This window comes from Shewanella sp. FeAMO (genome assembly GCF_053653955.1).
Map to the genome: position 1 here is coordinate 572867 of NZ_CM132201.1, position 19494 is coordinate 592360.

General features: G+C 54.5%; 17 protein-coding genes. 12 read left to right on the forward strand and 5 right to left on the reverse strand.

Translation table 11 applies throughout. The features are described 5' to 3' along the window. Positions 1-71: 71 nt before the first annotated feature. The gene (locus ACWAU4_RS02620; protein ID WP_208125452.1) at positions 72-779 is read left to right on the forward strand and encodes an MliC family protein; all 708 of its coding nucleotides are present in this window, start codon (positions 72-74) and stop codon (positions 777-779) included. A 53-nt stretch (positions 780-832) separates the two neighbouring features. Here the strand turns inward: ACWAU4_RS02620 and ACWAU4_RS02625 are convergent, their stop codons facing one another. Both ACWAU4_RS02625 and ACWAU4_RS02630 read right to left on the reverse strand, forming a co-directional pair. Then, positions 833-1297 (reverse strand): YhcH/YjgK/YiaL family protein, encoded by a 465-nt coding sequence (locus tag ACWAU4_RS02625; protein ID WP_096142054.1) that lies wholly within the window; start codon positions 1295-1297, stop codon positions 833-835. Between the two features lie 214 nt (positions 1298-1511). Beyond that, entirely contained in the window at positions 1512-3905 is a 2394-nt protein-coding gene (locus ACWAU4_RS02630; RefSeq protein WP_025009285.1) for a TonB-dependent receptor plug domain-containing protein, read from the reverse strand. Positions 3906-4374: 469 nt separating this feature from the next. Here ACWAU4_RS02630 and ACWAU4_RS02635 point away from each other — a divergent pair, with 469 nt between their 5' ends. From ACWAU4_RS02635 to ACWAU4_RS02660, 6 genes are all read left to right on the forward strand, one after another. Then, on the forward strand, positions 4375-5430 hold the full coding sequence (locus ACWAU4_RS02635; protein WP_208125453.1) for an alpha/beta hydrolase: 1056 nt from the start codon (positions 4375-4377) through the stop codon (positions 5428-5430). 168 nt (positions 5431-5598) lie between these two features. Further along, complete coding sequence (locus tag ACWAU4_RS02640) at positions 5599-6186, forward strand: LON peptidase substrate-binding domain-containing protein (RefSeq protein ID WP_025009287.1); 588 nt, start codon at positions 5599-5601, stop codon at positions 6184-6186. An 82-nt stretch (positions 6187-6268) separates the two neighbouring features. Further along, entirely contained in the window at positions 6269-7204 is a 936-nt protein-coding gene (locus tag ACWAU4_RS02645; RefSeq protein ID WP_208125454.1) for a pseudouridine synthase, read from the forward strand. A 258-nt stretch (positions 7205-7462) separates the two neighbouring features. Continuing rightward, positions 7463-8854, forward strand: a complete 1392-nt coding sequence (locus ACWAU4_RS02650) for a TackOD1 domain-containing metal-binding protein (RefSeq protein ID WP_208125455.1) — start codon at positions 7463-7465, stop codon at positions 8852-8854. Continuing rightward, a complete protein-coding gene (locus tag ACWAU4_RS02655) occupies positions 8847-10175 on the forward strand; it encodes a glycosyltransferase family 2 protein (protein WP_145839833.1) in 1329 nt (442 codons plus the stop codon). Before ACWAU4_RS02650 ends, ACWAU4_RS02655 begins: the two co-directional genes overlap by 8 nt. Beyond that, on the forward strand, positions 10175-11227 hold the full coding sequence (locus ACWAU4_RS02660) for an HlyD family secretion protein (protein WP_144226030.1): 1053 nt from the start codon (positions 10175-10177) through the stop codon (positions 11225-11227). Before ACWAU4_RS02655 ends, ACWAU4_RS02660 begins: the two co-directional genes overlap by 1 nt. 392 nt (positions 11228-11619) lie before the next feature. Here ACWAU4_RS02660 and ACWAU4_RS02665 read toward each other — a convergent pair whose 3' ends face one another. The 3 genes from ACWAU4_RS02665 to ACWAU4_RS02675 are packed head-to-tail and all read right to left on the reverse strand — an operon-like array spanning position 11620 to position 14532. Next, entirely contained in the window at positions 11620-12219 is a 600-nt protein-coding gene (locus ACWAU4_RS02665) for a TlpA family protein disulfide reductase (protein ID WP_264920747.1), read from the reverse strand. Then, positions 12216-12614, reverse strand: coding sequence for a cytochrome c-type biogenesis protein (locus ACWAU4_RS02670; protein ID WP_071239156.1), 399 nt, complete (start codon positions 12612-12614; stop codon positions 12216-12218). The genes ACWAU4_RS02665 and ACWAU4_RS02670 overlap by 4 nt, the downstream gene beginning before the upstream one ends. Next, positions 12607-14532, reverse strand: a complete 1926-nt coding sequence (locus tag ACWAU4_RS02675) for a heme lyase CcmF/NrfE family subunit (RefSeq protein WP_208125456.1) — start codon at positions 14530-14532, stop codon at positions 12607-12609. The genes ACWAU4_RS02670 and ACWAU4_RS02675 overlap by 8 nt, the downstream gene beginning before the upstream one ends. A 389-nt stretch (positions 14533-14921) precedes the next feature. Here ACWAU4_RS02675 and ACWAU4_RS02680 point away from each other — a divergent pair, with 389 nt between their 5' ends. The 5 genes from ACWAU4_RS02680 (at position 14922) to ACWAU4_RS02700 (ending at position 19490) form a co-directional block, all read left to right on the forward strand. After that, complete coding sequence (locus tag ACWAU4_RS02680) at positions 14922-16958, forward strand: multiheme c-type cytochrome (RefSeq protein ID WP_025886840.1); 2037 nt, start codon at positions 14922-14924, stop codon at positions 16956-16958. A gap of 113 nt (positions 16959-17071) precedes the next feature. Continuing rightward, complete coding sequence (locus tag ACWAU4_RS02685; RefSeq protein ID WP_223828960.1) at positions 17072-17458, forward strand: rhodanese-like domain-containing protein; 387 nt, start codon at positions 17072-17074, stop codon at positions 17456-17458. Positions 17459-17496: 38 nt separating this feature from the next. Further along, positions 17497-18249, forward strand: a complete 753-nt coding sequence (locus tag ACWAU4_RS02690) for an FKBP-type peptidyl-prolyl cis-trans isomerase (protein ID WP_044733604.1) — start codon at positions 17497-17499, stop codon at positions 18247-18249. A gap of 11 nt (positions 18250-18260) precedes the next feature. Continuing rightward, positions 18261-18914, forward strand: coding sequence for a tetratricopeptide repeat protein (locus ACWAU4_RS02695; RefSeq protein WP_208125457.1), 654 nt, complete (start codon positions 18261-18263; stop codon positions 18912-18914). A 75-nt stretch (positions 18915-18989) separates the two neighbouring features. Next, positions 18990-19490, forward strand: coding sequence for a nitrous oxide reductase accessory protein NosL (locus tag ACWAU4_RS02700; protein ID WP_208125458.1), 501 nt, complete (start codon positions 18990-18992; stop codon positions 19488-19490). Positions 19491-19494: the final 4 nt, after the last annotated feature.

Here is a 19494-nt window from a genome sequence, read left to right on the forward strand (position 1 = left end):
GACAGGCGCGGGGTTTTAGACTAGGCTTAGGCATCCGCGAGTAGGTTTAGCGAGAAGATTAAGGAGCAAAAATGAGTTTCGGGACAGTTTCACAGACAGGGCTTTTACTGGCGTTGGTCGCCGCGGCGACGCTCAGTGGCTGCGGGCAGCAGACACTGGATAACAGCCAGGATGTTGCCGCCGTATTGGCTACAGGTGGTGGGTCAACCTCGCCCCAGGCAACAGAGCGGGAACTGCCGACATTTGATTGCAACGCCTTGGGCGAGCGGGCTTCCAGTATAGAGATGCTTATTTGTCAGGAGCCAGAGCTTGCCAAGCTGGATCAGCAGCTGGCCGAGGTTTATGCCAAGGCCAGTGACAAGGCGGTCAATGAACAGCCACCCCTGCTCAAGGCCGAGCAGCGCGGCTGGATCAAGGGCCGCAACGAATGTTGGAAGAGTGAAGACAAGCTGCAATGTACCAAGGATTCATATCAAAGGCGGATAGTGGAACTGCAGGCCCGTTATCATTTGGTGGCGTCTACCGGCCCGGTATTCTTTGCCTGTGACGGCAACCCGGCCAATGAGTTGGTGACTACTTTTTTCGAGACAGAGCCGGCAACCATGATTGCCGAGCGCGGAGACAGAAGCATTTTGATGTTCAGTGTGCCAAGCGGCAGCGGCGCCAAGTATCAGGGCGGTGACTACAGCTTCTGGGAGCATCAGGGCGAGGCCAGGGTGACCTGGGGTTATGGCGCCGAGGAGATGCTTTGCAAGCCCACAACCCAAGACGATAAGTAAACCACTGACCCAAAAACGCCCGCAATCGCGGGCGTTTTACTGCAAGTGGTCTTCTAATCCAACAGTACTTTTACGACTACCTTGCGGACAGCAACGGCCTTGGCCAGCGTGCCCGGCATATGCATGTCTCCGGGGAAGAAGATGGCAAACATGCCGGCCTTCAAAGGGATAAATGCCGCGGCTTCGCTGTTGGATTGATAATCAAACTCGGCATAGTCGTGCGCCTCATGATAGGGGCGACTGGGCGTTTGGGACCGCAGCGGCAGGTAGCCAAACTCCTCTTCACCACTGACCACATACTGCACGTCCAGATAGCGTCTATGTACCTCGAATGGCTCGGTCTCTCTGGGCTTGGTGTGGTAATCGTTGACTATGGCAAACAGCTTTTTACCATCCAGTTCATAGCTGCCGGGGGCCAGTTGGCTGAAGTCTGTTGCGGCCAGATAATCCAGGGCTGCCTGAATACGTGGGCCCAGCACTCGGTAATGGCCACGGTTGGCCAGAGTATCCACTATCATCTTGTATCTTCTGGGGAAAGGGGTTGGCTCAGTATAATAGCATTCCTGCTGGAAGTTTGATCTCTTTGAGAAGCTGCAGGCGCCTGACAGGCGCTTGAGTTGCCAAGCGGCCGATATCAGCGGCATCAGCGCCAAAAAGCACAAAGGCCGGCGATATCGCCGGCCCTATGTTTCCCTGCAAATATGTTTCCCTGCAAATGTGTTTTCCGGTAAATCAGTAGCTGTATCTGGCTTCGAGGAAGTAGTAACCGCCGTTGAAACCAAAAGGTGTGTTGGTCAATGGATAGACGAAGATCCCGTTGAAGTTGTTGTCGTCCGGGCGTTTTTCCGGATAGGTATCGAACAGGTTCTGCACCCCGGCGGTGAAGCTCAGGTTATCTGTGGCCGCATAGGTCAGCGACAGATCCACGGTGAACTTACCGTCGTACTCCACGTCTTCACGTGAGTAACCTATGGTGTAGGGGCCAAAGTAACTCAGGCGCAGGTTGGTCTTGAAGTCGCCCAGGCTGTGGGTCAGCCCCAGGTTACCTGTGTTCTTCGGATTGGCCTTGGTCATCCGGGTCTGCTCTATACGGTCAAACAGCTGATCTTCCAGGCCATCCAGAAGGTTTGGCAGATGGATATCGCGGATTTCCGTGTCGTTATAGGCATAGGCCAGGCTCGCGCGCAGATCGCCGTAGCTGCCGAGATCAAAGTCCTGGGTCACCACCAGATCCACACCTCGGGTGCGGCTATCTACGGCATTGATAAAGAAGCGTGCCGACTCGGCGTTGGTACCGGCCAGTGCATCTGCCACCACCTGGGAGTCGGCCGGTGTCAGTGAGCTGGAGAGCACGATTCTGTCATCTATGCTGATCTGATAGGCATCCAGAGTCACCGCCAGACCGGAATCATTGGTGTACACCAATCCCAGGCTGAAGGACTCTGACAACTCGGGTTGCAGCTTGCCTACCTGCAGCGCCTGGGTCACGGAAGACAGGTTGTTGAAGGTGCCCGACTCGGTCGGTACCAGCTGGCCTGTCACGGGATCCGGGTTGAACAGGGTCGAGATATTGGTGAAGTACAACTGCTGCACGCTGGGTGCGCGAAAGCCTGTGTTGGCAGTGGCTCTGAGTGCCAGGTTGTCGGTCAGATCGTATCTGGCGGCCAGCTTCCAACTGGTGTTGTCACCAAAGTCGGAATAGTCTTCATAGCGCACCGCGGCGGCCCAGTAGAAGTCGTCGGTCAGTTGGTTTTCCACCTCGAGATAGACACCTATGTTGTCTCTATCCTCATCTACCGCCGATTCTGGGGTAAAGCCGCCAAAGCCTTGGCTGCCGCCGGCCTTGTTCTGATAACCGCCATTGATATAAGAGGCTTGCTCTCCGGCTTCCACCTGATAAGCGTTCTGGCGCCAGGCTGTGCCTACAGCGACCAGGAGCTCTGAGTCATTGTAAAAGTCGAAGTAACGTGAGGCATCCAGAGTCAGGTTCCACTCTTCGGTGGACAGGGTACCTGCGTCGAATTCGGTTTGGCTGTCGGGGCCCAAAGAGGCGTTGAGTGTGTTCTCAACCCGGTACTTAAAGCGGTTCTTGCCGTATCCGGCCGAGGCATCCAACTGCCACTCGCCCAGGTTAAATTCATAACCCAGCAGCAGAGACTGATCTGTGATCTTGGGCGTTATCTGCGGCAGGAAACCATCGGGATAGATTTCGGCAACATTGCGGCTATCCAGTGGACGGCGGAAGAAGGCGCCGGAGCGGGTCTCGCGCTGGCTCAAGCCACCGAAGGCGTACAGTTTGCTGTCATTGGCAAACTCCTGAGCGGCATTGAGAAACAACCCCAGGTTGTCATATTCGGCGTCACCCACATGGTGATTCTTGCGGTTAACGGTTTCTTCGCGGGGATCCGGGCTGCCATCGGCCAGCAATGGATATTGCTGACGCGGATCCAAACCGGCGCGATTGGTGCTGTTCTTGTGATGTGCTTCCAGCGACAGATTCACAAAGCCAGTGTCACCTATGCTGAGGCCGTGGTTGAGGCCGACACGCCATTGCTCGCCATCACCCTGATAGGTTTGACCGGCTTGGGCCGATACCATGCCACCTTCACTGTTGTCTTTGAGTACTACGTTGATCACCCCGGCGATGGCGTCAGAGCCATACTGTGCCGAAGCGCCATCACGGAGAATTTCGATGCGTTTGATGGCCGTCATAGGGATGGCGTTCAGGTCGACGTTGGACGAGCCCTTGCCCACGGTACCAGAGAGGTGGACCAGTGCCGAGCCATGACGGCGTTTACCATTAACCAGCACCAGGGTATGGTCCGGTGACAGGCCGCGCAGACTGGCGGGACGCACGGCATCTGAGCCATCGGTGACCGAGGAGAAGGGGAAGCTGTAGCTAGGTGCGGCAAACTGCAGCGCCTTGGCGGTTTCCGTCATGCCAGTGGCTTCAAGTTGTTCGGCCGTAATGATATCGACCGGTGCCACGCTGTCGGTGGCGGTTCGCAGGGCGATACGTGAACCTATGACGGAGATGGTTTCGATACTGGGCTGCTCTTCGGCAGCAAAGACGGCAGGAACAGTCAGTTGACTCGCCACTGCCAGTGAAATAAGAGCTAAGCGCATACGACCTCTTGAATGATTCAAAACTGCATTTTTATTGCGCGGATAGTAGCATTGTTACAATTGATGCATTTAGACGTAAAAGTGATAACTCAGAGCGCAGCGTTCTAGAAACATTTAGTTTTTTGGATAGAAACCTTTCCCTGACCTTGGCTATCCGGGGTTTTGGCTGTTTGGGTTATATAAGGGAAATATTGGGTTTGTTTGGGGTTTAATTGGCTGTTTCGCTTTTATTTATACAGTTGTTTTTGAGTTGAAAGCCTATTTATGACTATCTTGACTTTCAAATCTGCCTTACGAGTGTTTTCTTGGGCGTTTGAACTTGAGTCGTCCCGGCCGTTTTTCGGAGCCGCCGGGAGGAGAGGGGGAACACTCTGGCAGTGCAAAAGCCAGGCACACTTGAGTCAAACTTGGCTGCCGTGCAAGGCTGCGGTATCTTGCCTGTGACTTTTGCGGCTCAGGGAGTGACTTTTTGGCTAACTTGCGATTTCTTGCCGGTACAGATGCCTATCAGACATTGGTGGAACAGGGATTAAAGCCTGATCATTTTACTCAACTACTGGCGGCGTCCGGTGGTCCCAAATGGCTGGGGATTGCCGGGCTCGACAAATACCTGTTTGCCGAGTTTTTCAAACAGAGGCAGACACCGCTTTACACTTTTGGCGCTTCATCCGGCGCCTGGCGTTTGGCCTGTCTGGCTCAGGCAGATCCGCTGGCGGCTTATCAAAGGTTGGAACAACTCTACATAGGCCAGCGCTATGAAACCCGTCCGAGCCGGGAAGAGGTCAGCCGCCAGGTCCGCGGTATAGTCAGCGGGATTTTAGGCTCAAGCGGCACCGAAGAGATCCTCAAACAGCCGCATATTCGCAGTCACATAGTGGTGTGCCGCGCCCGTCACTTGAACCGGGCCGGCAGCAAGTTGGCGCTGGCGGCAGGCCTGGGCGCTACCGCCATGACCAACCTTGTCAGTCGCCGCACCTTGGGGTGGCACTTTGAGCGTCTGGTATTTGCCTCTGCCATAGAGGGTTCCCCCTTCGCTCAGCTGAAAGATCTCCCCGGAAATAGCGCCTTGCTCAGCAGTGACAATATCGAAGCCGTGTTGCTGGCCACAGGTTCTATTCCACTGCTGCTGTCACCGGTAACCGAAATCAGCGGTGTGACCAACGGGTGCTTCTATGATGGCGGCATCACTGATTACCACTTCGACCTGCCGCTGTCACGAGCGCCGGGGTTGACCCTGTATCCGCATTTTTATCCCCATATGGCGCCGGGATGGTTCGATAAATCCTTGCCATGGCGCCGGGCCAAGCGCCGTTATCATAATGCTTTGGTGTTGGCTCCCACCGAGGAATTTGTCGCTTCGCTGCCCTATGGCAAAATTCCGGATCGCAAGGACTTTGAAACCCTGGATAGCGCCAGTCGTACTCAATATTGGCGCCGCGCAGCCGATATGAGTAACAGATTGGCTGATGAATTTGCCGAGGTATTTCTCGGTGGCAGGATAGCCCAAAGGCTGGAGCCTCTGTAAGCAAGCTTGCAACAAAACCCACTCAACGCCTGTCTAACTCATTAGCAGACCTAAGGACTAGCCCAAATTGCCAATGGATGAAATTTCAGCAACTGCTAGACTTTAAAGCGAATGTTGAACCTCAGGTTCGCTTTCGGTTACTCACTCCCCGAGGGGAAGGAGGTTGCTATGCATACACAGGAAATGGCGTTACTGACCTATGATGCCTTGTTGTTGCCAGGTGGACGGCTTGAGATCAGGATCCTTGACCCCATCACCCTGAGCATGGTGGCCGATGTCCTGAAGGGGAAATATCCGCTGGCTTTCGGAATGCGTAACAGCGTTGCCATGCCGCCCAGTTTCCCCATTGCCACTCGCTGCGAGCTCATCGACTTCAATCAGTTGGAAGATGACTCGCTGAGTATCACTCTGGAAGGCAAGCAAAGGGTCAAAGTCCTGTCCGCCAAACAGGAAAAAGATGGCCGCTGGCTGGCCGAGGTAATGGATTGTCCCAACTGGGCCGAGGAGCCTATTCGGGGCGAGTTCACCCTTATCAGCGCGGCGCTGGAGCAGTTTTATGAGGTCAACCCGGACTTGCGCGGGCTCTACTCATCAGAAGTGCATCTGGATGATGCCGCTTGGGTTAGCCAGCGTTGGTTGGAAGTTTTGCCCTTATACAACAAGGACAAACAGCTGTTGTTGAATCAACCTGATTGCCACAAGACCATGGACTTTGTGCTCAAGTTGATTAAGTCCCATGTTCAGCAGCAGCTTTGAGAGTACCTGCCTCGAATAATTTAAGGTAGATAGAGTAGAATGGCGACCTTGAGTCGCCATTTTTTATTTTGCCGGAAGAGTTATGAGCCAAACAGACAGAGCCGCACAGCCCTCCTATGTTGTCTTGCCAAGGGATGTGACCGACAAGCCCACTGTTTTGGCCTTTCTTATCGACCATTTCAGGCGCATCGATGCCGATGTTTGGCGTGAGCGGGTCGCAACCGGCAAGGTGCACTGGCAAAATGGCGAGCTTATCCAGGCCGATACCCCTTATCGGCCTACCGCCAGAGTCTACTATTACCGTGAAGTCCCCAAAGAAACCCGGATCCCTTTTGAAGAGCGGATCCTGTTTCAGGACGAGCACAGCATTCTGGTGTTCAAACCGCACTTTTTGCCTGTGACTCCCAGCGGCAACTATGTCAACGAGTGCCTGGTGCATAGGTTAAGGCGCCGCACCGGAATAGAAACGATAGCGCCGGCGCACAGGCTGGACAGAGAAACGGCCGGAGTCATGCTGATGTCCACCGATCCCGAAACCCGGCATGCCTATCATGCTCTGTTCCGTGAAGGCCAGATACGTAAGGACTACCAGGCGCTGGCGCGGCTGACACCTGAGCTTCAGGCTGGATTGGCAACTGGCGAACTTAGCCTGCCGCTGCACTGGACAGTGAAAAATCGCCTCATCAAGGGCGAGCCCAGTTTTATCATGCGCTTGGCAGAGGGTGAGGCCAACAGTCACTCGGAAATCAGTCTCATCGCCGTTAATGGCGATATGGGGCTGTTCAGTCTGAGTCCAATTACCGGCAAGACTCACCAACTCAGGCTGCATATGCAGAGTCTTGGAATGCCACTGCTGAACGACAGGTTTTACCCCGAACTGCAACCCAGGAGCGAAGATAATTTCAATAAGCCCCTCAAGCTGATGGCTTGTCGCTTGCGCTTTATCGATCCCATCAGTGGCAAACAGCAGGATATAAAAGTGGATGGTTTTGAAACTGAATTGAAGGATACAGTTTGATACCTTTGGAGATAAAAAGAAGGATATTGTTTAGGGATAATTAAGTATATTTCAGAGTTTTATTTTAAATATAATTAATTGTGAGTTGTTCTGAATAATAAAGTGGCAGGTTCTCTTTTTTCGTCAAAATATTGGCGGTTTTGTTTTTTTTGGTTATATAATCTCCACCGCTTAAAAATAGATTCTAATTGATTCGTACAAACTTCGCCAAGGATGTTTTCATCTTTCATTGGCGGGCTTGTCGTTGCCGAGATTTATATGTCCATTACCAGAGCCGATATCAGTGTTGAGGCACAGGCCATCCCCTGTTGGATTGGCTTTCGAAATTCAGAAAGTTATAGCACTGATTTTGAAGTGTTTAATGATGTTAGTGATTTCTTGGCTGCCGGTCTTGATTATGAAGTCATCTGCCTGAACCTGCCGGCTGAAGCTCAGGACCAAGCGCTGATTCAGCTGAGATGCCAGCCATCAAGCTTTATGGCCATGATCAAAGTGATAACGCCAAGCCCTCTCTCTGAATATCTGGCCAATGGTTTATTTCAGCCTGACTTCAAACAAGAGTTGGAAAATTATTGGCAAAGGAAGAGCTTAATTAAATTACCCAGCCAGGATGATGTCAGTTATCGGCTGTTGAGCTTTATGTGGTTATTTCCTGAATATCGTTTACAACCTGTGGCTACGCCGGAAAAGCCACATCTTTATGAGTATCCACTGCTGCAGCTATTGACGGGGTCAGCAAAGGCAAGCCAAGTGCTGTTGGACAAATTATTGAACCGGCATTGGCTGGCACCCACCAAGCTGAAGGACAGAGTCAGGCTATGCTGCAAGTGCCATTCAGGGCACCTCAACTATATCGATCTCTGTCCCCAGTGCCGCAGCATAGAAATTGATATGCAGACCAGTTTGCACTGTTTTAACTGTGGTCATGTGGATAGTCAGCAAGCCTTCAGTCGCAGTGGCGGACTCAGTTGCCCCAACTGTTTGCAGCGGCTGCGGCATATAGGTGTCGACTATGACAGACCAATAGAAAACCAACACTGCAATAGCTGTAATAGCCTGTTTTTGGAGGCCAAGGTCGAGGCAGTTTGTCTGCACTGTGGTCATGGACATCAACCGGACGAGCTGACCATACGTCGCATCTCTGACTTTGAACTGGCGGAGCAGGGAAGGGAACTGGTGCGCCATGGGGTTCAGCAGCAACTGTTTGCCGCGCTTGGCGAACAGATGAGCCGGGCTCACTTCCTCTGGTTACTGCAGTGGCACAATCAGTTGGCACTGCGTCATGGTCATGAGCACCTGTTGTTGGTATTGGATCTGGAGGCGTTGGCGCCGGATCTGGCCGGCAGCGGAGAAGCCCGCGCCCTGACTCTGCTCGATGCACTCAGGCAGCGCTTGTTGAGCCTGGTTCGGGTGACCGATGCCTGCAGCAGCCATGATGACCAAGGCGTCTTGTTACTATTGCCTTACACTGGCGAGTCACAGTTACCGGCATTGAAGCAAAAACTACAGAGGCTCAATGACAGCGTGCCAGAGGGAGAGTTGAGGTTAAGGCTCAAGGCGGTCAGCCTGCCGGATCAACAACTTGGTGCCGAAGTTGAATCCTGGTTAGCCAGCCGTCTGCAGCAGGCCGAGGTATTGGACGGTGAGTGAGTTCAATACCCTGGCTTTTATGAGCCTGGATATTTGGCACAACCTGGCGACAGACGTCAGCTTGTTTCTCTGGCTGGTGCCGATGATTTTTCTCTACGAAATGCCATTGATGCTGATAGTGGTCTCAGGCGTCATCGGCTGGCATTGGCAAACGTTCCGCCGCCCCAAGGTTGAGAAGGCTTATCGACCCAAGGTCAGTTGCATCATTACTTGCTATGCCGAGAAAGAAGCGGTGCGGCAAACCATAGCCACCTTGGCCGAACAGGACTACCCGGGGGAGATGGAGATTATTGCCGTGGTTGACGGCGCGGTGCAAAACGCCGAAACCTTCGAGGTCGCCAAGGCAGCAGCGGCACAATGCCGCCGCCCGGGGCGGGAGATTATCGTGCTGCCCAAGTGGCAACGTGGTGGCCGGGTTTCGACTCTGAATGCCGGTTTGGCCAGGGCCAGCGGCGAGCTGGTAATGAATGCCGATGCCGACACTTCGTTCGACAATGATATGGTTTCCCAAATCGTGCCGCTGTTCGCCGATCCCAACGTGCCGGCAGTCGGTGGCTCTTTGCGGGTGCGCAATGTCGATGATTCGCTGTGGACCCGGATGCAGGCGATTGAATATTTGATCTCCATGCAAGGCGGCAAGACCGGTCTTGGGCATTGGAATCTGCTCAACAATATCTCAGGAGCATTCGGCGCTTTTCGCCGTGACTTGCTGGTCAAAATCGGCGGCTGGGATACCCATACCGCCGAGGATCTGGATCTGACGCTGAGATTCAAACAGTACTTCGGCCGTCATCCCAATTGGCGCATTCCCTTTGCCACGCTGGCCATAGGGCATACCGATGCCCCCATGGATCTCAAGACGCTTGTCTGGCAAAGATTACGTTGGGATGGCGACCTTTTGTTTCTCTACTTTCGCAAGCACTGGCCGGCCTTTACCCCCGGGCTTCTGGGGGGCGCCACCTTCGCCTTTACTCTGGTCTACGGCTTCTTGCAAAACGTGCTGATGCCCTTTGTCATCCTGCTCTACAGCTTAGGGATAGCACTGGCGTACCCCTGGCAGTTTTTGACAATCATTGCCCTGACCATCTACCTGGGATATTTGGGATTCTTGCTGTTCTTCTATCTGCTGGTACTGGTAGCGATTTCCGAGCGGCCACGTCAGGACCTGAAGCTGCTGCTCTGGTTGCCGCTTTATCCCTTCTACGCCTTGTTCATGCGAAGTATCTGCTTGTTTGCCTTGCTTAATGAAATGGTCAGACGCTCACATGAAGAGAGTTCCATGGCTCCCTGGTGGGTGCTGAAACGCGGGAGAAAATTTTAGTGAAAGTGACTTATCAAGCGGCTGCCAAGGCGCAACAACCCACCCGGGATCAAGGTTTAAAGGTGGACTATGCCCCGGCAAAACGGGGCGGAATGAAATGGCGTTGGTATCTGCTACTGTTGCTGGTTATCGCCCCTGTGGTCTTGCTGCTTTGGGTGTTGCTGCGCCCCAGCCTGTTTGTGCTGGCACCGGGAATACTGACCTCTGAGCCGCTGGAAATGCGGGCAATGCAGAAGGGCCGATTGCTGGAGCTTTCAGTACAACCCGGGAGTAGGGTCGATGCCGGTCAGGCGCTCGGGCGCATAGCCGATGCCGGTCTGGACGCCAGCATTGACGAGTTACAGCGCCAGTTGGCCGAGCTGACACCGCCATCGCTGGAGCAGGATTTGGCTATTCTGGGGCAACTGGAACAACGGGTGCTGGTGGCCGAGCAGGGGGTAAAGCGTCAGGATGAACTATTGTCGCAGTTCGAGTCATTTCGTAAGCAGGGGGTGGTTCCCACTGCAGATATGGCGGCGGTGATGCAGGCCCATACCAGTGCCAGAATGGCCCTGGAGCAGGCCAGGGCAGAGCTGTTGCAGCAAAGGCAGTTGCAACAGCAGGAGCGGGAGGCGGGGGTGATAGCCCAGAGTCGCAACAGCCTGCTGCTTAAGCTTGCGGAGCTGCAGGCCAAACGCCTGCAGTTGACTATACAGGCGCCGTTTGCCGGCCGGGTAGCCGATGTTTTGGTGCAGCAGGGGGAAACCATAGCCGAGCAGCAGCCTATGCTTTGGCTGTCGGGGCGGGCACAGCCTGTGGTGGTCTGTTATCTGGCGCCCAAGTATCTCAACTATGTCGCTCAGGGGCAGCAGGCCAGCGTCAAACTCCCCAATGGAACCCGGATCCGCGCCGAAATTAAAGAACCGACCGAATTGGTGGGTAAGGTGCCCAAGCAGCTGTCCGGTCCTTTCGATGGTGACAAACCGGCGCTCAAGGTCACGCTTGCTTTGCATCAGAGCCTGCCTTTGGCGATTGAGGGGGTTCCGGTGGAAGTGAGTTTCGATCGCTTCTGAGAAAAAAGGCTTTCCCGACAAAAATTGGCGTGCGTGACGGGAAAGCGGGCAAAAAGTATGGCGGAGAGATTTGCCTAAGGAAGGTGCGAACAAGTCCCATGTGTGCTCTGCGTCGGCTTACAGGTCTGAATGCAAGGCGTGGTTCGCCGCAAATGGCCCTAGTCCTTTGCAAGAAGCACAACACAGCAGGCAGGCTTGTAAGCCACGCCCTTCGGGGCTTGCACAGCAACCGGCTTTCTGCGTTATCCGACTTTGACAGGCCCCGGCATGCCTTCAGTCAGATGCCTTGAACGCCAATTGCTGTGCAAGCCAGAGTGCCACGAGGACTTATTCGCACCTTCCCTAAGGTGGCCCGGAGTGACTTGGGAGATGCTCCGGGACGGTTGCACGGTTTACTGTGGCACTTTGCTTTGGGCCAGCGCCTGATACTTGGCGGCAAAGCGCAACAGGTAGTCGGCGATATCCGGGTCATCCCAGTCCAGATAGCCGCGAATAAAGCCGACTAAGTTCCCATTGGGATCAAACACATAAGTTGCCGGTACCACGTTGGCCGGCATGATCTTCTCTATCTCTTTCTTGCTGTCTATCCAACTGTCATCCAACTTGAGCTCATGCTTGGCCAGAAAAGGGGCCACAGCAGCCGGATCTTCATCTATCGACAGCGGCACTATCTGAATACTGCTGCCCTGCAGTTTACTGCGCAGCTTGGCCAGTGCCGGCATCTCACGCAGGCAGGGCGGGCACCAGCTGGCCCAGAGATTCAGCAGCACCAAACGCCCTTGATATTCAGCCAAGGTTTTGGGATTACCCTGCAGATCGGCAAAGGTTACCTTTGCCACCTTTCTGGCGTGCTGCATTTCAACAAATTCACGCATAATCATAGGCTTGTTTGGCACAGGCTCACCTGTGTGATAAGCCTTGTGCTGCATTATGCCCCCTTGGGCTGACAGCGGCAGCAGCAGGGCAAGACATAGAAGAAAATAAGATCTCAAGATGGATTCTCCTGATCGTGAGGGGATTGATTGTTGCTGCGGCCGAAAAACAGCAACACGCCGGGGAGCACCAGCAGCAAGAGTACTGGCCCCAACCACAGCAGCGCCGTACCTGCGTTCAGCGTGGGTTGATAACGGATCTGCTCGCCATAGCGTTCCACCATAAAGTCGAGTATCTGTTCCCGGCTCTTGCCCTGCTGCAGCATCAGATAGATCTGCGCCTTGAGCTCGCTGGCAATGGCGGTTTCCGACTCAAACAGGTTTTGGTTGGTGGCCATGGGGCAGCGAAGTTCCTTGGAAATATCTATGCTGAGACGGGCAATATCCATGTCGGTCGCCTGGGCTTCGGCGCAACTCAAGCTGAGCCATAATCCAAGCAGCATTAGCTTAATCATGTTGAAGTCTCCCTGAGGCGGTTAATAAATCGGTTTGCAGCAGGCGTCGTCGGCTTCCGAGGGCCAGCAGGCCGCCAATGGCCATCAAACCACCGCCGAGCCAGATCCAACTCACCAGCGGCTTGATGCTGAGACGCACCAGAAACTCTTCATCACTCAGTTGGGTGCCCATGGAGACATAGAGATCGCCAAAGGCTCCGCGATAGATGGCGGCCTGGGACAGCGACATGCCGTTGGAGTTGAATTCCTGACGCTCCGGATAGAGGTAAGTAAGCAGTTGCTCATTGCGTTCAACCCGAATTACGGCCTGTTCACCGCGGTAGGCTGGCTTGTCCAGCGAACGGGTCTGCTCATAGATAAAGGTGTAGTCGCCCAGAATACTGCCTTGGCCCGGGCCCATACGCAGCAGAGAGTGCTGCTCGAAACAGCTGACTCCGGTAGCACCCATGATGCTGACAAGAAGGCCGGTGTGGGCCAGCAACATGGGAATATTGCGGCGCTTACCGGCAATCTGGCCCAGCGGCAATAGATAAAGCAGCAGGGTGCAGAGCAGAAAGAGGCTCATGGCACCGCCCGCCAGTAGCCAGGGGTCGAGCCTGCCCTCGAAAAACAGCGCCAGAGCGGTCGCAGCTACAGTGACCAGCGCCAGCAGTCCCAGGCGCCTCGGCGCCATATGGGGCAGGGTGCTTAGCGCCAGGGGTAAGAGTAGCAGCGCCAACATGGGCACAAACAGAGTATTGAAGTAGGGCGCCCCTACCGACAGGCTTCCCAGGCCAAGTGCCTGATAGAAAAGCGGGTAAAGGGTACCCAACAGGGTCGTTAGCGCCATGGTCAGCAAGATCAGGCTGCCGAGCAACAGCTGACCGTCCCGGCCAAGTGGTGCCAGCTTGCCCGGTTGCCAGTGATGGCGACATCTGAGGCCAAACAGGCTGAAACCGGCGCCTCCGTAGAGCAGTAACAGCAATAGAATGATCACCCCGCGCTCGGGATCGGCAGCAAAGGCATGCACAGACTGAATAATGCCGGAGCGCACAATAAAGGTGCCCAGCAGGCACAGGCTGAAGCCCAGCAACACCAGCGCCAGGGCCGAGAGCTGGGCCAAAGGGTTGTGATTTTTGATCAACAGGCAGTGCAGCGCGCCTGTGGTCACCAGCCAGGGAATAAAGGCGGCATTTTCCACCGGATCCCAGAACCACCAACCGCCCCAGCCCAGCTCGTTATAGGCCCACCAGGATCCGAGGGCATTACCCGCGGTAAGAAACACCCAGGTCAGCAGCAGATGGCGCTTGAGCTTGCCAAGGCGGGCGGCGCTGAACTTGTGGCTGACAAGCAATGCCAGCGCGATACAAAAACAGATCCCAAGGCCTGCATAGCCAAGAAACAGCAGTGGCGGATGCAGGATAAGGCCTATGTCCTGCAACATGGGGCTGAGATCGCGTCCTTCTATCGGCACTTCCGGTAGCAGGCGGGCAAAGGGATTGGCGTACAGCAACATAAAAAAGACAAAGCCACAGAGAATCGCCGAACAGCTGCCGTGCAACATCAACAGATAGTTCTGATCTCGCGAGCGCCTCGGCAACCCCAGCCAGGCCCATAGCGCCATTACTGTCATCCAAAACAGCAAAGAACCTTCATGGCTGCCCCAAACTGCGGCCACTTTATAAAACAGCGGCAGGGCCGAATTGGAGTTGTTGGCCACATAAGCCACAGAGAAGTCGTTGAGGATAAACGCCAATGCCAGCAGGAGTATGGCGCCTGTCAGTCCCAGCGCTTGCCCCAGCAGCAGTGGCCGCAGCGGCCATTCGATACCTGGGTTGCGATATTTGAGCAGCGCAAGCAAGGCGCCAAACAAGGCACAACTACCGCCCAGGATCAGCAGGAAGTGTCCCAGTTCGGGCAACATGGTGATGGAAAACATGGCCGCTCTCTTGTTATGCCGGGACTTCCCGGAAATGGATCTATGGCACTGAGACTAGGGTTATTACCCCTTTGGCTTTGTGATCTGTCACGCCTTTATCAGCCTATGTTTGCCGGTGCGGCATTTTTCAATTTTCAGCCGGGGTTTTGAGGTTTTTTGAGAAATAAAACGCTCAAAAAAAGAACTGAATAGTTCTGTTGTTCAAGATTAAAGTTACTGTTTTTAAAGGTAAATGTAAGGTGTTGCTTTCTTGAGTTCTCAAGCGGGGGCGAGCTGTGCTCTGGCGCAGCTTTTTGTCCTTGTACATATGAAGAATGAGTCGTGACCGGTCAAGCCGGCAATAACAAGTTCGTTTGTGAAATAACCGACGACAAATTCAGGAGTATATGATGAGACGATGGCAACAAAGGACAACACTCAGCATGTTGTTTTGTTTAACTGCCGTCAGCGGGGCTGGTGCGCTCGCGGCAGATAAACCAGGTCACGGCAATAAGCAGATGGGAGAGTCGGCGCAGAAGGTGATCGCCAATCCCAACGGCATGGAAAAGGTAAACGGCGTCAAGACGCTGCAGGACTATATCGTTCAGGAAAAAGAGCTGTTCGACTACCTGTTCCAGAATCACCCTGTGTTCAAGTATCAGGAGCAGGGCAAGTTAATTGGTATGTACAAGGTCAGTGACCGCGGTGAAGAGTACATGGACCAAGGTAATGGCCAGAAGTACAGCAAGCGGGTGGGGCGCCCCTCTGCGGTGCAGTATCGTTTGGCGGCCAAGTCTATTCTCGACTTCCCCAATAAGTTTGTTGGCCCTGAGAAGTGCGGTGAGTGTCACGCGGTGCAGTATGAGAAGTGGCAGCGCTCCCGTCACGCCAAGACCATACGTTTCCCCGGTGAACACCCGGAAGTGGACAATGATCTGAAGAAAAAGCTGTATGGTTCTGATGCTTCCGTATTGCCGGACGGCATAACTCCGGATGCTATCTACGCCACAGTCGGTACTCCAAGAACCAAGTATGGCTATATCGACAGCTTCCTGGTGCGTGGTTCCTACCATATTGAAGGCGGTCTGCTGAAAGACGGTACAGGTACCATGGTTGCCGGTGGTAACCAGTTCTCCCGTGGTTGGGCCGAATGGTTGACCCCGGAAATGGCCAAGAAGATCCAGAAGGTGATTCCTGACTTCCCCACCAAGATGGAAGACTTCGGCGCCAGTGGTTCCCACCAGTGGGGTATGACCTCCTACGGTGCCAAGTACAAGAAAGAGTTCCTGTTCCAGCCTGCCAGCTCCTACTGCGAGGTTTGCCATAGCTTCAAGTTTGACTTCAAGAACAAGCAGGAATACCTGGATGCTCTTGGCGATCCCAAGAAGCTGCAGGAACACACCATCAGCCGTGGTATCGCTTGTGAAGAGTGTCACGGCGCCGGTGGTCACCTGGATGGTGGTAACGGTGGCGGCATGCCTTCCAACTGTGAACGTTGTCACCAGCGTTTCAACTATATCGATGAGCTGGCCGAGACAGAGCAAGGCAAAGAAAAGCTGGAATATGCCTTCAACGTCAAGATGAAGTCCGCCTGTCCTTCCTGTGGTACCGAAGGTTCACAGATGTTCATGTCTTCTCACTATGACAAGGGCATGCGCTGTTCTACCTGTCACGATCCACACGAAGTCACCAGCAATGACTGGAAATCAGGTTATACCAAGCCTGCTATCAAGAAAGACTGTGTTGACTGTCACCAGGTTCAGGCCGAAATGGCAGCCAATACAGGTACCCACGCCAAGAACAGCTGTACCAGCTGTCACATGCCCAACATGGGCAGCTGTGAGAACTTCACCGCGATTCAGTATCCGGATATGGCCGGTTTCGACGCAGTGCGTAAGTCTCACCTGTGGAAGATTGATGTCAGCCCGGATCGCAAGACCCTTAACCCACCCGAAGGTCAACCTCGCAAATCCACCACCAAAGGTTGGACTGTGGCCAAGGATGAGAATGGTCACGGCTATCTCGACCTGATGTGGACCTGTGCCCGTACCTCTATCTCTGACCACGATGTAGTTGAGCGTAAAGGTTGTCACAGCCAGTTCCAGTCTGAGCTGAGCAAGGGCCTGCACTTCAAGGATCAGAAAGAGATCTACGGCAAGGTCATGAAGTGGCAGACACCTGTTAAAGACAGCTTGGCGAAAGTGGAAGAAGCGCTCAAGCGTGTTGATCGCAAGGTCGCCAAGAACAAGCTGTCTATCGAAGACAAGACTCAGGTACTGCTGCTGACCGACAAGGCCCGCGACATAGTTGAGTTTATTCGTAAAGACGGTTCCTGGGGGGTTCACGCTCCCCGTTACGCAGTCAAGCGTATGGATGCAGCTGTCACTTATGTGACTCAGGCTGAAGCCATCGCCGACGGCAAAGGCACCAAGACAGCCTCGCTGTAATTAGGCAACTCAGGCTCCGGGCGCTCGTCCGGAGCCTTTAATGGAGGATAAAGATGCGAGTCCGACTCTCATTGAAACAGGCGCTGAAACAGTCCTTGCTGCCACTGGCATTTATGGTTGCGACACCGGCGGTGTTGGCCGGCGGTGGCGGGGATCTGGTTCCTGCCCCTTACCACGAAGAGATACTCAACCAGATCTCCATGCGTGAGGCCGAGATGCTGCTCAGCCAGCCCGGAGTGATCTTCTATGACGTCAACACTCTGGAGATATGGGGGGATGGCTTCATTCCCGGCGCCATCTACTTCAACGTCAATAACTGGAAGACCTTGTTGCCGGAAAACAAGGACACCACCATGGTGTTTTACTGTGCCAACCGCCTCTGCACCGCCAGCAATGTGGCCGCCAGAGAGGTGATGAAACTGGGTTATACCGATGTCAGGCAGATGCCGGATGGTATCTATGGCTGGCGTATTTCCGGACGGCCGATTGAGCGTCCTTGAAAATAGATTATTTGGGCATTGAATTTAGAAATTGCAGGATGAAAACCATGAAATTACAAAAACTTGCTACTACTATTTCCCTCTCGCTTTGTCTGAGCCTGCCCGCGCTGGCGGCTGACTTGAAGACAGAGACAGACAAGACCTCCTACGCTCTGGGTGCTTCAGTGGGCAACTATATTTCGGGCCAGGTTTACCAACAGCTGGAGCTGGGCGCCGAAGTCAATATGGAGCTGCTGATCACCGGCTTTACCGATGCTCTTAAAGACAAGCAGCAACTGACAGATGAACAGATCCTGGATCTGCTCAACCAAAGAGCCATCGCCCTCAATGAAGAAAGAGAGGCGCGCTTCGACAAACTGGCCGAGGAAAACCTCAAGGCCGGCGAAGCTTTCCTGGCCGAGAACAAGAAAAAGTCCGGCGTTAAGGTTACCGACAGTGGCCTGCAGTACGAAGTGCTGAGCATGGGCAAGGGCAAGAAGCCTAACCCGGAAGATGTGGTGACAGTCAATTATGTCGGCAAGCTCATCGACGGCACAGTATTTGAAGACAGCAACAAAAACAAGGCCGCCGGCCGTTTCGCGCTGATGACAGTGATCCCCGGCTGGGAAGAAGGCCTGAGATTGATGCCCGAAGGGTCCAAGTTCCGTTTTGTGATCCCTGCCAAGCTGGCCTATGGCGAGCAGGCCCCCGGGGTGATCCCGCCGCAGGCCACTCTGGTGTTTGAAGTCGAGCTGGTCAAGGTCGAAAAGCCGGGTAAAGACAGTAAGCACCCAATGCCTGGCCACGGTTGACAGGAGGCACTATGGCTAATCCGCTCTGGTTGGGACTGGCCCTGCTGAGCCTGGCATTTATGAGCCTGTTTGCCCTCTATCAGTGGCAAACCTGCCGCGGGGACAGAGTTCTTCCAGCCCTGTGGCACTGGAGTCTGCTGCCGCTGCTGATCATAGGCCTGAGTCTTGGGACTTACTCCTATACCGGCCGCTACCAGGATTGGCAGTCGGCCGAGGCCGACGACAGCATAGACTACCTGCTGGCCGCCGAAATTGTCCGGCTCAGACGCGCCAGTGCCGATGCGCCACAAGACAGTGCCCTGATGCAACAGCTGGCCCAGGCCTATGTGCGCGGCGGCATGTATCTGGATGCGGTGGCTACCCTGAAGCAGCTGTTGCAGCTTCAGGGCAAGAGCGCCGCCTTACTGGGGCAGTTGGCCGAAGCCGCCTATTACCGAGATCAACGCCAGTGGTTGCCGGAATCCCAGGATTGGGTCGAACAGGCCCTGGCGCTGGATAGTGCCGACCCCGGCACCCGGCTGCTGCTGGCCAATGATGCCTTCCTCAACCAAAGATATGCCGAGGCCATAGGCCACTGGCAACTGCTGCTGGACAGCAACAATACGCAACTGGATCGTGAGGCGTTGCAATATGCCATTGCCAACGCCCGCAGCCGACTCGAGTGATTTTTCAACCCTCGCCAAATGGGTTGTCCCTGCAAGGCCCCGGCGAGGCGTTGAATCTATTGATTGGAGAGAAAGATGAAAAAGACACTGCTGGCCATCGCCATTCCCATCCTGCTGCTGGGGCTGCCCGGATGCACACCGGCGCAGAGCCACAATCATGAACATCACGCCCAGCACCTGAAACAGCATGACAGGTGCCATATGTGCGGCATGATGATCACCAAATACCCTGGGCCCAAGGGCCAACTTATGCTCAAAGACAGTGATGCCGTGCCCAAGTTCTGCTCCAGCCGCGACATGTTCAGCTTTGCGCTGCAACCGGAAAATCAACGCCGTATTGCCGCCATGTTTGTTCATGACATGGGCACAACCGACTGGGAGCAGCCGGATGACAACGCCTTTATCGATGCCACCAAGGCCTGGTATGTCTATGGCACCAGCAAGAAGGGAGTGATGGGGCCTGCCGTTGCACCGTTTTCAACCAAGGAAGCGGCAAAGGCTTTCGCCGAAGCCTGGGGTGGCCGGGTACTGGCCTATGAAGAGGTCACCCTGGAACTGCTGGAAGGAGCCAACTGAGACA